Source organism: Cupriavidus sp. IDO (assembly GCF_000812465.1).
Lineage (GTDB): Bacteria > Pseudomonadota > Gammaproteobacteria > Burkholderiales > Burkholderiaceae > Cupriavidus.
On the sequence record NZ_JWMA01000202.1, the window covers coordinates 1 to 12,770 of the forward strand.

Genomic DNA, 12,770 nt, shown 5'->3' on the forward strand with positions numbered 1-12,770 from the left:
AAAAGTAGGCAAAAGGCGCCGTCTGTCCTCGGCGGACGGCCAGTCTTATCGTAGTGTTCGACGGTTTTTGTACGGGTATTCGCTTCAGGGCATAGCTAACGATGCCTGCCGCGTGGTAACGAGATGGCGCGAGGCATTGACAGGCCGTCCTCCCGACCTCGTGAGAGCGGAGTGGTACGCAGCTTGAGGCCCGGCGGCATGCGCAGCCGCATCGCGCACCACCGTTGTGGTCCAGTAACTCTTGCCGTAGGCAAATGGTTCGATCACCGAGCCACTCCGCTCTCACGAGGTCGGGAGGACAGCGCTGTTCCCGGCGTTGCCCCTGGCGATCTGCGCGGCAGGCAGTCCAGCTATGCCCTGAAGCAAATACCCGTACAAAAACGCCGGCAGACTACGATAAGACTCCCGCCCGGCGGGCAAGAAGGCGCTTTTTGCTTCCTTTTTGGCGCAGTCAAAAAGGGAGTCGCCGGCTACGCCGGCGAAACAGCAGCGCCTCCAAGAACCGAAACGCCACAATCCGGCGAAGAACCCAAAATAATCAGGACCGGTGGAACAATATGGTCGGCCGGATGCTTTGCGCTGTCACGCTCTCGGGTCGCGGCGCGCAGCTGTTGCTGCGCGAGACAACGCACCGGTGGCGATGCGTTCACCACTGTACGGGCGGAAATCACGGGCACATGGCCATGGCCTGGCTGCTGGTCGACCGCTACACCCGCACCAGCCGGCTGCTGGCGGACCTCAACCGTGACCTGGACCAGAAGGTTGCGCAGAAGGAGCGCGAATTGCACCAGCTCTACGCTCACTCGCGCGAGGTCGAACGCGAGCAGGCCGCGCTCAGGGAGCGCAGCCGCATCATGCGCGACATGCACGATGGCCTGGGCAGCACGCTCAGCCTGCTGCGCTCCGGCCAGAGCTCGTCCGCGGCGCTGCAGAAGCATCTGCAGCAGGCGCTCGACGCGTTGAAGTTCTCGGTCGACGCCATGCAGGACACCGGTGGTGACCTGGCCGTCGTGCTGGGCAACCTGCGCTACCGCTTGCGCGAACGGCTGGAAGCCGCCGGCCTGACCGTGGACTGGCAGGTGGATCGCCTGCCGGCCGTGGCGGGCCTCACGCCGCAAATTGTGCGGGAGTTGCAGTACCTGCTGCTCGAGGCCTTCTCGAATGTCATGCAGCACGCCGGCGGAGGCGTGGTGCAGGTGATCGCGCGCAGTGTTCCAGGGGCGGCGCACGGCGGCAATGCGATCCTGATCGAGATCCGCGACAACGGCATTGGCTTCGATACCACCGCCACCACGCATGGCCACGGCCTGGCCAATATGCGCATCCGTGCCGCCGGCATCGGCGGCGAACTGTCGATCGAATCGTCGGAGCGGGGAACCGCCGTCAGCCTGCTGCTCCATCCCGGCAGATGGGAAGGGCGGGCAGGCTCATTCGCAAGTCAGGACGCCGGCTGAGGCCTGGGGGTCTCGCGCACCGACCAGGGCGGAATGTCGGTCACGTTGTCCTGCCGTCCTGGCCACTGGGGCATCAGCCCGAATCCGAGCAGCCGGCCCCAGCCATCGATCCACTTCCGCTGCGCGCTTGCGGCGAGATCGAACATGGCCGAAACATAGTGCAGCGGGCCACCAAGCAGGGGCAACTCGCAGGCGAATTCATGCGCAAACAGTTCCTCCGGGTTCTGGATGACAAGGAAGGCCATGCTATCGAGCTGCGCCTCATCGAACATGGAACGCGTGAATGCCAGATTGAGTTCGGTCATCCGGCGCAGCGTGTCCGCGAAGTCCCACTCGAGCGCCTCGAACTGGGGCATGCGCGGAAAGAATGCGGAATAGGGCCAGGTGTCCTGTGATGCACTGATCATGACGGGATCTCTCCGGTGAGCCGCGATGCCGCCATACGGGCACTGCGGGGGCGATTCAGTTGAGCGCCGTTGCGACACGCAGTTGTCATGCCAGGGGCGCTTCGTGGCGGAATGGCGCAAGAACGGCGTGGATGCAAGCACGCTGCCCAGCTTAGTCGGTAATCGTGACAATCTCCATGTCACGATTGACATCTGTCCTCGTGCATGACGAGCACCAGTCAGCTTGTGCCTTCCGTGGCGTTCGTAGAAAATGGTGCGAGCCAGAGCGTGATGCTGTTGCTGGTGCTTCCGCAATCGAGCAGACGCGGATGCGAGGCTGCATTCAGGTCGCAACAGTCGCTGTCAGATGATCCGCATGGCGGATTGCTAAAAGGAGAGCCTGGACATGAACAATCTCCATCGGGAGCTCGCGCCGATCTCTGAAGGGGCGTGGGGACAGATAGAGCAGGAAGCCGCCCGCACCTTCAAACGCCACCTGGCCGCACGGCGCGTTGTAGATGTTCTTGGTCCGAAAGGCCTTGAGTTCTCCGCGGTCGGCACTGGCCAGCTACGGCAGATCTCGTCACCTGGCGACGGTATCGAAGCCGCTCAGCGTGATGTGCGCGCACTCGTGGAGTTGCGCATCCCGTTCGAACTGTCGCGCCAGGCGCTGGACGATGTCGAGCGTGGTTCGAACAATCCCGACCTGCAACCGTTGAAGGATGCCGCCCGCAAACTCGCGTTTGCCGAGGATCGCGCTGTATTTGAAGGGTATGCCGCGGGCGGGATTCAGGGCATCCGCCAGGGCACCAGCAATGCGGTGTCAAGTCTTCCGCCAGCGATCGAGGGCTATCCGGCGGTGGTGGCACAGGCTGTCAGCCAGCTGCGCCTTGCCGGCGTCAACGGGCCCTATACCCTGGTGCTGGGCGCGGGGCCATTCACGACGGTAAGCGAAGCGACCGACAGCGGATATCCTGTCTTGCGGGACGTTCAGCAGCTGGTGGATGGCGAGATCATCTGGGCGCCGGCGATCGAAGGCGGCATGGTGCTTACCACCAGGGGCGGTGATTTCGAATTGCACTTTGGCCAGGATGTTTCCATCGGCTACCTCGGCCATACCGAAAGTGTCGTTCGGCTGTACCTGCAGGAGACGTTCACCTTCCTGCTGCTGACCACCGAGGCGGCGGTGGTGTTTTCACTCCCCGAGAAGTGAAAGTCAATGAGATTTCAGGCCAATCGCCGTCATTGAAAGCCGGATCAGTTCCGCGGCCACGGCGACCGTAGCGACGCCCGCCGCCCAGAGCCCGACCAGCCAGAGGAGCTGCTTCCAGCGGCTGCGCCACGTTGAAGGCCGGTCAGCCATGCTGCGCACCTTCCTGATCGTATGCGGGCCTGCCGGCTAGTGATGATAGCCCTCTCCCACCCTGACCTTGCCCCGAAATACGTAGTAGCTCCACGTTGTATAGACAAGGATGAAGGGCAGGATGAACAGCGCCCCGATCAATGCGAAGAGCTGGCTTTGCACGGGCGACGCCGCCTGCCATAGCGAGACCGATGGCGGGATGATATTCGGCCACAAGCTGATGCCAAGGCCGCTGTACCCGAGGAAGATGATCAGCAGCGTGATCAGGAACGGCGTGGCCGTCGCACGGTGCGCCAGGGCCCGCAGCGTGGCAATAAAGCTGAAGATCACCAGGATCGGCACGGGCAGGAAGTACAGGAAATTGGGGATGCTGAACCAGCGTGCGGAGATCTCCGGATGTGCCAGGGGCGTCCACAGGCTTACCACTCCAATCGCGATGAGCAGGAGCCAGGCAAGGTAGGACGAGAAGCGGTACATGTCGGCCTGCAGGCGGCCTTCTGTCTTCATGACCAGCCATGTGCAACCCAGTTGTGCATAGGCAATCAGCAGCGCGCAGCCACAGAACAACGGGAACGGGCGCAGCCAGTCAAGGCTGCCGCCGGCAAATGCATTGTTGGCGACCGGCAGGCCGTCGATGAACGCGCCGAGCACGACGCCCTGCGCGAACGTCGCGACCACCGAGCCGCCAACGAACGCCTTGTCCCACAGATGCCTGCGCTGGTCGCTGGCCTTGAAGCGGAACTCGAAGGCAACGCCCCGGAAGATCAACCCGAGCAGCATGAAGACGAGAGGCAGGTACAGCGCGCTCAGGACAACCGCGTAGGCCAGCGGAAACGCCCCGAAGAGCCCGGCGCCGCCAAGGACAAGCCAGGTTTCGTTGCCATCCCAGACCGGGGCAACCGTGTTCATCATGACGTCGCGCTCTTCCTTGTCTTTGATGGCGAGAAACAGCAGGCCGATGCCGAGGTCGAATCCGTCCATGACCACGTACATCATGATGCCGAAGACAATGATCAATGCCCAGATTAAGGTAATGTCGACGCCGATCGCCATGGCTCTAGCTCCTCGTGCCCGATTCGAACTCGGCCGCGACACGTTCGCCAGCCGCTGACATAGGACGTGCAGGCCTGCGTTGATGCCCGCCTTCCCCGATGGTCATATCCGGTTCGACTGGCTGTGGTCCTTTATGCACGAGATGAAGCATGAAGGCGAAGCCGGTGCCGAAAAGCGCGAAGTAGATGATGACAAAAAGAATAAGACTTAGCCCGACCTGGGCCGCGTCCAGGGGCGAGGTCGCGTCGGCGGTGCGAAGAAGGCCGTAGACCACCCAGGGTTGGCGTCCCATCTCGGTGGTGACCCAGCCAGCGAGCATGGCGATCACCCCGGCCGGTCCCATGCAAAGCACGAAGGTCAGAAAGAAGCGCGACGTGTATAGCGCCTTACGGTTGCGCAACCACAGTCTCCACAGACCTGTGAGGATCATCAGCACGCCCAGCCCCACCATCAGGCGGAATGTCCAGAAAATGACTGTCGAGTTGGGGCGGTCTTGCGGAGGGAATGACTTCAGGGCCGGGATCTGGCGATTGAGGCTGTGCGTGAGAATGAGGCTGCCGAGGACCGGAATCTCGATCGCGAAGTGAGTCTTTTCCGCTTTCATATCCGGCCAGCCAACAAGGACCAGCGGCGAAGGCTCTCCGGGGATGTTTTCCCAGTGGCCTTCGATTGCCGCGATCTTTGCTGGCTGATGCTCAAGCGTGTTCAGGCCATGCGCGTCGCCGACCACGGCCTGAATCGGTGCGACGATCAGGGCCATCCACATTGCCATGGACAGCATGGTGCGGCTTGCCTGCGTGTCGCGTCCCCGCAGCAGGTGCCAGGCGCCGGACGCGCCGACGAAGAAGGCGGTTGCCAGGAATGCGGCGATCGCCATGTGCGCGAGCCGGAACGGGAAAGACGGGTTGAAAATGACCGCCAGCCAATCCACGGGAACCGCGCGCCCGTCAACGATGGCATGACCCTGTGGCGTATGCATCCAGCTGTTGGACGAAAGAATCCAGAACGTGGAAAACAGCGTGCCGACCGCGACCATCGCCGTCGAGAAGAAATGCAGCCCCCTGCCAACGCGCTCCCAGCCGAACAGCATGACGCCGAGAAACCCGGCTTCGAGGAAGAACGCAGTCAGCACTTCATAGGTCAGGAGCGGTCCCGTAATGCCGCCGGCAAAGTAGGAGAAGCGGCTCCAGTTTGTTCCGAATTGATAAGCCATGACCAGCCCGGAAACCACGCCCATGCCGAAGTTTATGGCGAAGATTTTCGACCAGAAATGGTAGAGATCTCGGTAGAAATTATGTCCGGTTTTTAGCCAAAGCCCTTCGAGGACCGTAATAAAACTGGCGAGTCCGATTGTGATAGCCGAAAAGATGATATGAAAGCCCACCGTGAAGGCAAACTGAAGGCGGGCAAGGTCCATCGCGGTCGAGCTGTAGGTGTCCATGCTGATTCTGCCGCACAAAGGTGGGAAACTGGCTCGCTGACGGTGCAGGAAGGCAGTGAACCTGTTGGAGTCATTCTTGTACGTCGATTGCATTATCGACATACGGGTAAACGCCACGAGATTCGAATTTATATACTGTGCGAGGCTGGATATTTATATACCACAAGCCGACTAAGTAGATATTTTTATACCGTGCACTGGTTGGGTGCGTATTTATATACTTCCGTCGCCATACGAATATTTATTTGTAACAGTCGCTCTCGCGAGGATAAGCAGCGCTATCGTTACGTTTAGCCATTGATGTGGCTGGAAAAGGGTCGACCTTTGACTCCGGGATGTCCGGTACGCTTATTGGAGTGAACATGGCTATTAGACGAGAAGTCCCTGGTATCAGGCCGTACGACGGGCCGGCCGGAGGTTGGGGAGCGCTGCGCGCGACCACTCAGGCTATCCGGCTGCAGATGGACAGCGTAAAAGCGCCGATCACGCTGCTTCGTACCAACCAGCCAGACGGCTTCGATTGTCCGGGGTGTGCCTGGCCCGACAAGGAGCACCGATCCACATTCCAGTTCTGTGAGAACGGTGCGAAGGCAGTGACGTGGGAGGCGACGACCAAGCGGGTGCGCCCGGAGTTCTTTGCGGCCAACACGGTAACGTCTTTGCTGCAGAAGTCGGATTTTGAGCTGGAGGATATGGGGCGGCTAACCCATCCGCTTGTCTACGATCGTGCCACGGACACGTTCCGGGCCGTCGAGTGGGAGGATGCCTTCAGCCGGATCGGTGAAGTCCTTCGTGGTCTGCCGCCTGAGCAGGTCGAGTTCTATACGTCGGGCAGGGCCTCCAATGAGGCTGCTTTTCTCTTTCAGCTCTTCGCGCGGGAATATGGATCGAACAATTTCCCCGATTGTTCAAATATGTGCCACGAGCCGACCAGCGTCGGGTTGCCACAGTCGATTGGCATCGGCAAAGGCACGGTTTCGCTGGAAGACTTCGACCAGTGTGAACTGATTATCGCAATTGGTCATAATCCGGGCACAAACCATCCCCGCATGATGGGAACGCTGCATGAGGCGGCGCGCCGCAATGTCCCGATTATCGTGTTCAATCCACTGCGCGAGCGGGCGCTGGAAAGATTTGCCGATCCCCAGAACTGGCTTGAGATGGCGACTTATGGCTCGACCAGAATCGCTTCCACCTATTATCAGGTCGACGCGGGTGGAGATGCCGCAGCGCTGAAGGGCATCATGAAGGCGCTTCTGGCCATGGATGCCGCGCAAGGTAATGTCCTGGATCGCGATTTTATCGCTATGTATACCGAAGGATTCGATGACTTTGCTGCGGATTTGAATGCGACCTCATGGGAGGATATCGAAAAAGCCAGCGGGCTGAGCAGTGCAGACCTCGAGCAGGTCGCGGATCTTTATGCAAAGTCGAATGCGACGATTGTTACTTACGGGATGGGTGTTACGCAGCATAGCAAAGGCACGGCAAATGTCCGGCTGATTGCTGACTTGCTGTTCCTGCGGGGAAATTTTGGAAAGCCTGGTGCCGGGATTTGCCCATTGCGCGGCCATTCCAATGTGCAGGGGAACCGGACGGTGGGCATTACTGAAAAGCCGTCGGAAAGCTTCCTGCAACTGATTGAAGATGCTTGCGGATTCAAGCCTCCCCGGGGGCATGGGCATGATGCCGTCCAGGCGATGCAGGCAATGATCGACGGGAAGTCCAAGGCGTTGATATGTCTGGGTGGAAACTTCGCGGTGGCGTTGCCGGATTCGGAGCGGTCCTTTCCCGCGATGGGAACACTTGATCTGAGTGTCCACATTGGTACGAAGCTCAATCGCACGCACCTGCTGGTTGCGAAGGAGACCTATGTGTTCCCTTGCCTCGGGCGCACGGAACTCGATGTGCAGGCCACCGGGCCACAATCGGTAACGGTCGAGGATTCGATGTCGATGGTTCACGCATCGGCCGGGAAGCTCACGCCTGCTTCCGAACATTTGCGTTCCGAGCCGGCAATTGTTGCCGGCATGGCTCAGGCGACGTTACCGGCCAGCAAAGTCGCCTGGGCCGATTTGATCGCCGACTATGACAGGATTCGCGACCTGATCGAGAAGACCGTGCCGGGCTTCGAAGATTTCAATGCCCGTATCAGGGTTCCGGGGGGCTTCCGTTTGCCGCTGCCGCCGACCGAACGCAAATGGCCGACGCCATCGGGCAAGGCGGTCTTTTCCGTGTATGGGGGAGTCAAGGAAGATGCCGATGTACTCGGGGGCGAGAACGTCTTGCGTCTGATGACGATCCGCAGCCACGATCAGTACAACACCACCATCTACGCATTGGACGATCGCTATCGCGGTGTGTTCGGCCGGCGCGACGTGCTGTTCATGAACGAATCGGATATGTCGGCTCGCGGGCTGGAGCATGGGGACCTGGTCGACATCGAGACCATCGTGGCTGGCAGGGACCTTCGCCTGAAGGGCATCACGGCGATCGCCTACGACAATATCGCGCGAGGATCCGTGGCGGCGTACTACCCGGAGGCGAACGTCCTGGTCCCGCTTGACTTCATCGACAAGGAAAGTGGCACGCCATCCTACAAATCCATTCCTGTGCGTGTGCTGCGTTCGGAGACAACATGACTCGGGGGACCGTATCGAAGACTCACTAAACGGCTGAGCGTGGCTCTGAACGGCCCTCCCGACCCGGGAGGCGACGGGCGACGCTCCAATGCACGGCAACCGGCAGCCATGCCCGGACCTTTGAGGAGCGAAGGCCCGGGCTCGTTATGCGTCCGTGGAACGCTGTGTTGCTCAAAGGTTTTCGTTCCGCTATCGTTGGCATTCGACATGAATAACCCTCGACAAAAATGCCTGAAAACCTCACCGAGCAGCAAGCCGTTTGCAGCCCGATCACGCGTAGCGCGATCTTCATTGTCGCCACGCTCAAGCCGGGCGGCAAACACGCCGAGACGGTACGTGCCTGGTGCGCAGACGTTGCGGCGCTTGTCCGGGCCGTGGGAAAACGTGTCCCTGCCGGCAACCTCTCGTGCGTTTGCGGCTTTGGTTCCGATGCCTGGGACAGGCTGTTCGGGCGCCCGCGTCCGGCCTCCTTGCATACCTTCCGTGAAGTCGGTGCCGGCACTCGCCGCGCCGTGGCCACGCCAGGTGACCTGCTCCTGCATATCCGAGCGGATCAGATGGACCTGTGTTTCGAGCTCGCCGCGCAGATCATGATCCGGATTGGCGATGCGGTGTCGGTGGTCGACGAAGTGCATGGCTTTCGCTACTTCGACATGCGCAGCATGGTGGGATTTGTCGACGGCACCGAAAATCCCGCCGCTGGCGAGGTGGCCCGCTTCACCATCATCGGCGACGAGGACCCGGCGTTCGCGGGCGGCAGCTACGTGGTCATACAGAAGTACCTGCATGACATGGCTGGCTGGAATGATCTCTCCGTTGAGGCCCAGGAGCGAATCATCGGCCGCAAGAAGCTGTCCGACATCGAGCTGGATGCCGCCGTGAAGCCGTCTTCGTCGCATAGTTCGCTCACGACGCTCGTCGAGAACGGAGAAGAGGTCAAGATCCTGCGTGACAACATGCCGTTTGGCCAGCCAGGGAAAGGCGAGTTCGGTACTTTCTTTATCGGTTACGCCCGCTCGCCCGCTCCGATCGAGCAGATGCTTGAGAACATGTTCGTAGGGCGCCCACCGGGCAACTATGACAGGTTGCTTGACTTCAGCAGGGCTGTCACAGGAGGGCTGTTTTTCATCCCGTCGGCCACATTGCTGGAAGCGCTGGCAGACCGCCAGCCGGACTCCACAGATGCAGATGTCAGAAATCCGGGTTCCACTTCTTCCGACATGCGGTATCAGGACGGTTCGCTGAAGATTGGCTCGCTCAAGGGGACGTCGGGATACGATTGACCGTTCGATATGTTTGCCGTGCAGATCAGCCCTTCGTAGTGCCAGGCCGCGGGCTTCGAAGGCGTTCTTAGCGATGGAGGCCTTGCTTCAAGGTGGACATGAAATTCAGGCTAGCTGCGTGGGCCCGCACGTATTATTGTGTTTAAGCGATGGCGACCTAGGCAGTGTCCTGGCTGGCCGCAACGCGCTGATTTCGAGCTAGATTTCGTCAACGTGCTGGACCAATCGGTGATCAGGGCATCTAGCTTGGTACGACAGGTCTCATGAGTCGCCGTGCGACGCTGAAGCCGTGGCGGGGTAACGACAACTACCTGGGGCCGTGTGATCCTTAACCAGGAGACAAGTCCATCATGGCGACCCTATGTGAAATCTGCAACGCGCGTCCGGCCGTGGCGCGCGTGACCGTGGTCCAGGACGGCGAGCGCAAGACGATGTCGATCTGCGACTACGACTATCGGCAGCTGCTCCGCCACCAGGAGATGCTCAACCCGTTCGATTCGCTGCTTGGCGGCGGCGGCTTGTCCCGCTTCTTCGGGGGGCTGGGGGGCGGGATGGGCGACGACGAGCATCCCGGATTCTCGACCGAGGTGCCGCGCGAATCCGTCGACCCCACCGATGCGTTCAGCGAGCAGACGCTGGAGCTGCTGCAGCGCGCCGCGGAAAAGGCCCACGAGCTGCGGCGCAATGAACTCGACACCGAGCACCTGCTCTACGTGCTGGCCGATACCGACGTCGGCACGGCGCTGCTGAAAGAACTCAAGCTCTCGCCGCAGGACATCAAGGGATACATCGACGAACGCGCACAGACCGGCACTGCAGGGCCCGACGCGGCGATCGACCGCATGACGATCTCGCCGCGCCTGAAGAAGGCGTTCCAGTTTGCCTTCCAGGCATCGCGCGACCTGGGGCACTCCTACGTTGGCCCCGAGCACCTGCTGATCGGCCTGGCCTCGGTGCCCGACAGTATTGCCGGAACGTTGCTCAAGAAATATGGCGTGACCCCCGAGGCGCTGCGCCAGAAGGTGGTGAAGGTGGTCGGCAAGGGCGCGGAAGATGGCCGCGTCGACACGCCCACCGGCACGCCGACGCTGGACAAGTTCGGGCGCGACCTGACCGCAATTGCGCGGCAGGGCAAGCTCGATCCGGTGCTGGGCCGCGCGCAGGAGATCGAGAGCACGATCGAAGTGCTGGCGCGGCGCAAGAAGAACAACCCGGTGCTGATCGGCGAGCCGGGTGTCGGCAAGACCGCGATCGTGGAAGGGCTGGCACAGCGCATCGTCAATGGCGACGTGCCGGAGGTGCTGCGCGGCAAGCGCCTGGTGGAGGTGAACATCAACTCGATGGTGGCCGGCGCGAAGTATCGCGGCGAGTTCGAGGAGCGCGCCAAGCAGCTGATCGACGAGGTGACCGCGAAGAACGACGAGCTGATCCTGTTTATCGACGAATTGCACACCATCGTCGGCGCGGGGCAGGGGGGCGGCGAGGGTGGCCTCGATATCGCCAACGTGCTCAAGCCCGCGCTGGCGCGTGGCGAGCTGAGCCTGATCGGCGCGACCACGCTGAACGAATACCAGAAGTACATCGAGAAGGACGCGGCGCTGGAGCGGCGCTTCCAGCCGGTGCTGGTGCCGGAGCCGACCGTCGAGCAGACCATCGTCATCCTGCGCGGCCTGCGCGACAAGCTCGAGGCGCACCACCAGGTCACCTTCGCCGACGATGCCTTTGTGGCCGCGGCGGAAATGTCGGACCGTTACATCACGTCGCGCTTCCTGCCGGACAAGGCCATCGACCTGATCGACCAGGCCGCCGCGCGCGTGCGCATCGGCTCGACCTCGCGTCCGGCCGAGATCCAGGAGCTGGAGGCCGAAATCGCGCAGCTCAAGCGCGAGCAGGACTATGCGTCGTCGCGCAAGCGCTTCGACGAGGCCAAGGCCTTCGAGAGCCGCATCGGCGACAAGCAGAAGCGGCTCGATGAGGCGACCGAGGCCTGGCAGCGCAAGACCGGCTCGGAGACGCTCGAGGTGACGGTCGCGGCCATTGCCGAGGTGGTGTCGCGCCTGACCGGCATTCCGGTGGCCGACCTCACCCAGGAAGAACGCCAGAAGCTGCTGAAGATGGAAGAGCGGCTGCGCGAGCGCGTGGTGGGGCAGGACGACGCGGTGGTCGCGGTGAGCGACGCGGTGCGCCTGTCGCGCGCGGGGCTCGGCCAGGCGAATCGCCCGATCGCGACCTTCCTTTTCCTCGGGCCGACCGGCGTCGGCAAGACCGAGCTCGCCAAGGCGCTGGCGGAAACCGTCTTCGGCGACGAGCAGGCCATCATCCGCATCGACATGTCCGAGTACATGGAGCGCCATGCGGTGGCGCGGCTGATTGGCGCGCCTCCGGGCTATGTCGGCTACGACGAAGGTGGCCAGCTGACCGAGCGCGTGCGGCGCAAGCCCTACAGCGTGATCCTGCTGGACGAGATCGAGAAGGCCCACCCGGACGTGAACAACGTGCTGCTGCAGGTGTTCGACGACGGCCGGCTGACCGACGGCAAGGGCCGTGTGGTGGATTTCAGCAATACGGTCATCATCGCCACCAGCAACCTGGGCGCACCGATCATCATGGAGAACCTGGAGCGACCCGACGACAAGCGCATGCCCGACAAGGAATTGCGCGAGGCCCTGATGAAAGTGCTGAAGGGACACTTCCGGCCCGAGTTCCTCAATCGGATCGACGACATCATCGTGTTCCATGCGCTGTCGCGCGACAACATTCGTTCGGTCGTGCAGATCCAGCTCGAAAGGGTGATCCGTACTGCGGCCGCCCAGGACATCACGGTGAAGCTGAGCGAGCCCCTCGTCGACCACCTGGTTGACGTCGGCTATCAGCCCGAGTTTGGTGCCCGCGAACTGAAGCGGCAGATCCGGCAGGAAGTGGAAACCAGGCTCGCCAAGGAGATTCTGGGAGACGGCCTGACTTCCGGCGACAGCGTCGAGCTCGGCTATGACAAGGACAAAGGTGAGGTGACAATCAGCAAGGTCGCCGCGGCGCCAAAAAGCAAGGGAAGCAAGGCCGCGGCAAAGAGCGCCCCTGCCAAAGCAAAAAGCAGCCGCGCGACCGCTGAAAGTCACGAGCCGTCCGGATCGTCGGGCTCATGAGGGGC

The 12,770-nt window shown here is 61.6% G+C and carries 9 protein-coding genes; 5 read left to right on the forward strand and 4 right to left on the reverse strand.

What is annotated here, in order from left to right; translation table 11 throughout:
* The first annotated feature begins 677 nt into the window (after nt 1-677).
* Nucleotides 678-1,454 (forward strand): sensor histidine kinase, encoded by a 777-nt coding sequence (locus RM96_RS40485; RefSeq protein ID WP_039016551.1) that lies wholly within the window; start codon nt 678-680, stop codon nt 1,452-1,454.
* On the opposite strand, the gene RM96_RS36015 is transcribed toward RM96_RS40485, so the two are convergent.
* Entirely contained in the window at nt 1,439-1,861 is a 423-nt protein-coding gene (locus RM96_RS36015; RefSeq protein ID WP_039016552.1) for a hypothetical protein, read from the reverse strand. The two genes, RM96_RS40485 and RM96_RS36015, sit on opposite strands and share 16 nt — an antisense overlap.
* Nucleotides 1,862-2,246: 385 nt before the next feature.
* Here RM96_RS36015 and RM96_RS36020 point away from each other — a divergent pair, with 385 nt between their 5' ends.
* Nucleotides 2,247-3,053, forward strand: a complete 807-nt coding sequence (locus tag RM96_RS36020; RefSeq protein ID WP_039016553.1) for a family 1 encapsulin nanocompartment shell protein — start codon at nt 2,247-2,249, stop codon at nt 3,051-3,053.
* Nucleotides 3,054-3,056: 3 nt separating this feature from the next.
* Here RM96_RS36020 and RM96_RS38315 read toward each other — a convergent pair whose 3' ends face one another.
* Genes RM96_RS38315 through RM96_RS36030 form a run of 3 tightly spaced genes read right to left on the reverse strand, consistent with a single transcriptional unit; the run spans nt 3,057 to nt 5,697 of the window.
* Nucleotides 3,057-3,203: a DUF2474 family protein gene (locus RM96_RS38315; protein ID WP_082016868.1), complete on the reverse strand. Its 147-nt coding sequence runs from the start codon at nt 3,201-3,203 to the stop codon at nt 3,057-3,059.
* 36 nt (nt 3,204-3,239) lie between these two features.
* Nucleotides 3,240-4,250 (reverse strand): cytochrome d ubiquinol oxidase subunit II, encoded by a 1,011-nt coding sequence (gene cydB, locus RM96_RS36025; protein WP_039016576.1) that lies wholly within the window; start codon nt 4,248-4,250, stop codon nt 3,240-3,242.
* A 10-nt stretch (nt 4,251-4,260) separates the two neighbouring features.
* On the reverse strand, nt 4,261-5,697 hold the full coding sequence (locus tag RM96_RS36030; protein ID WP_039016554.1) for a cytochrome ubiquinol oxidase subunit I: 1,437 nt from the start codon (nt 5,695-5,697) through the stop codon (nt 4,261-4,263).
* A 362-nt stretch (nt 5,698-6,059) separates the two neighbouring features.
* Here RM96_RS36030 and RM96_RS36035 point away from each other — a divergent pair, with 362 nt between their 5' ends.
* The 3 genes from RM96_RS36035 (at nt 6,060) to RM96_RS36045 (ending at nt 12,765) form a co-directional block, all read left to right on the forward strand.
* On the forward strand, nt 6,060-8,339 hold the full coding sequence (locus RM96_RS36035) for an FdhF/YdeP family oxidoreductase (protein WP_039016555.1): 2,280 nt from the start codon (nt 6,060-6,062) through the stop codon (nt 8,337-8,339).
* A 227-nt stretch (nt 8,340-8,566) separates the two neighbouring features.
* Nucleotides 8,567-9,622: a Dyp-type peroxidase gene (locus RM96_RS36040; protein WP_039016556.1), complete on the forward strand. Its 1,056-nt coding sequence runs from the start codon at nt 8,567-8,569 to the stop codon at nt 9,620-9,622.
* A 350-nt stretch (nt 9,623-9,972) separates the two neighbouring features.
* Nucleotides 9,973-12,765, forward strand: a complete 2,793-nt coding sequence (locus tag RM96_RS36045) for an ATP-dependent Clp protease ATP-binding subunit (protein ID WP_039016557.1) — start codon at nt 9,973-9,975, stop codon at nt 12,763-12,765.
* The last annotated feature ends 5 nt before the right edge of the window (nt 12,766-12,770 follow it).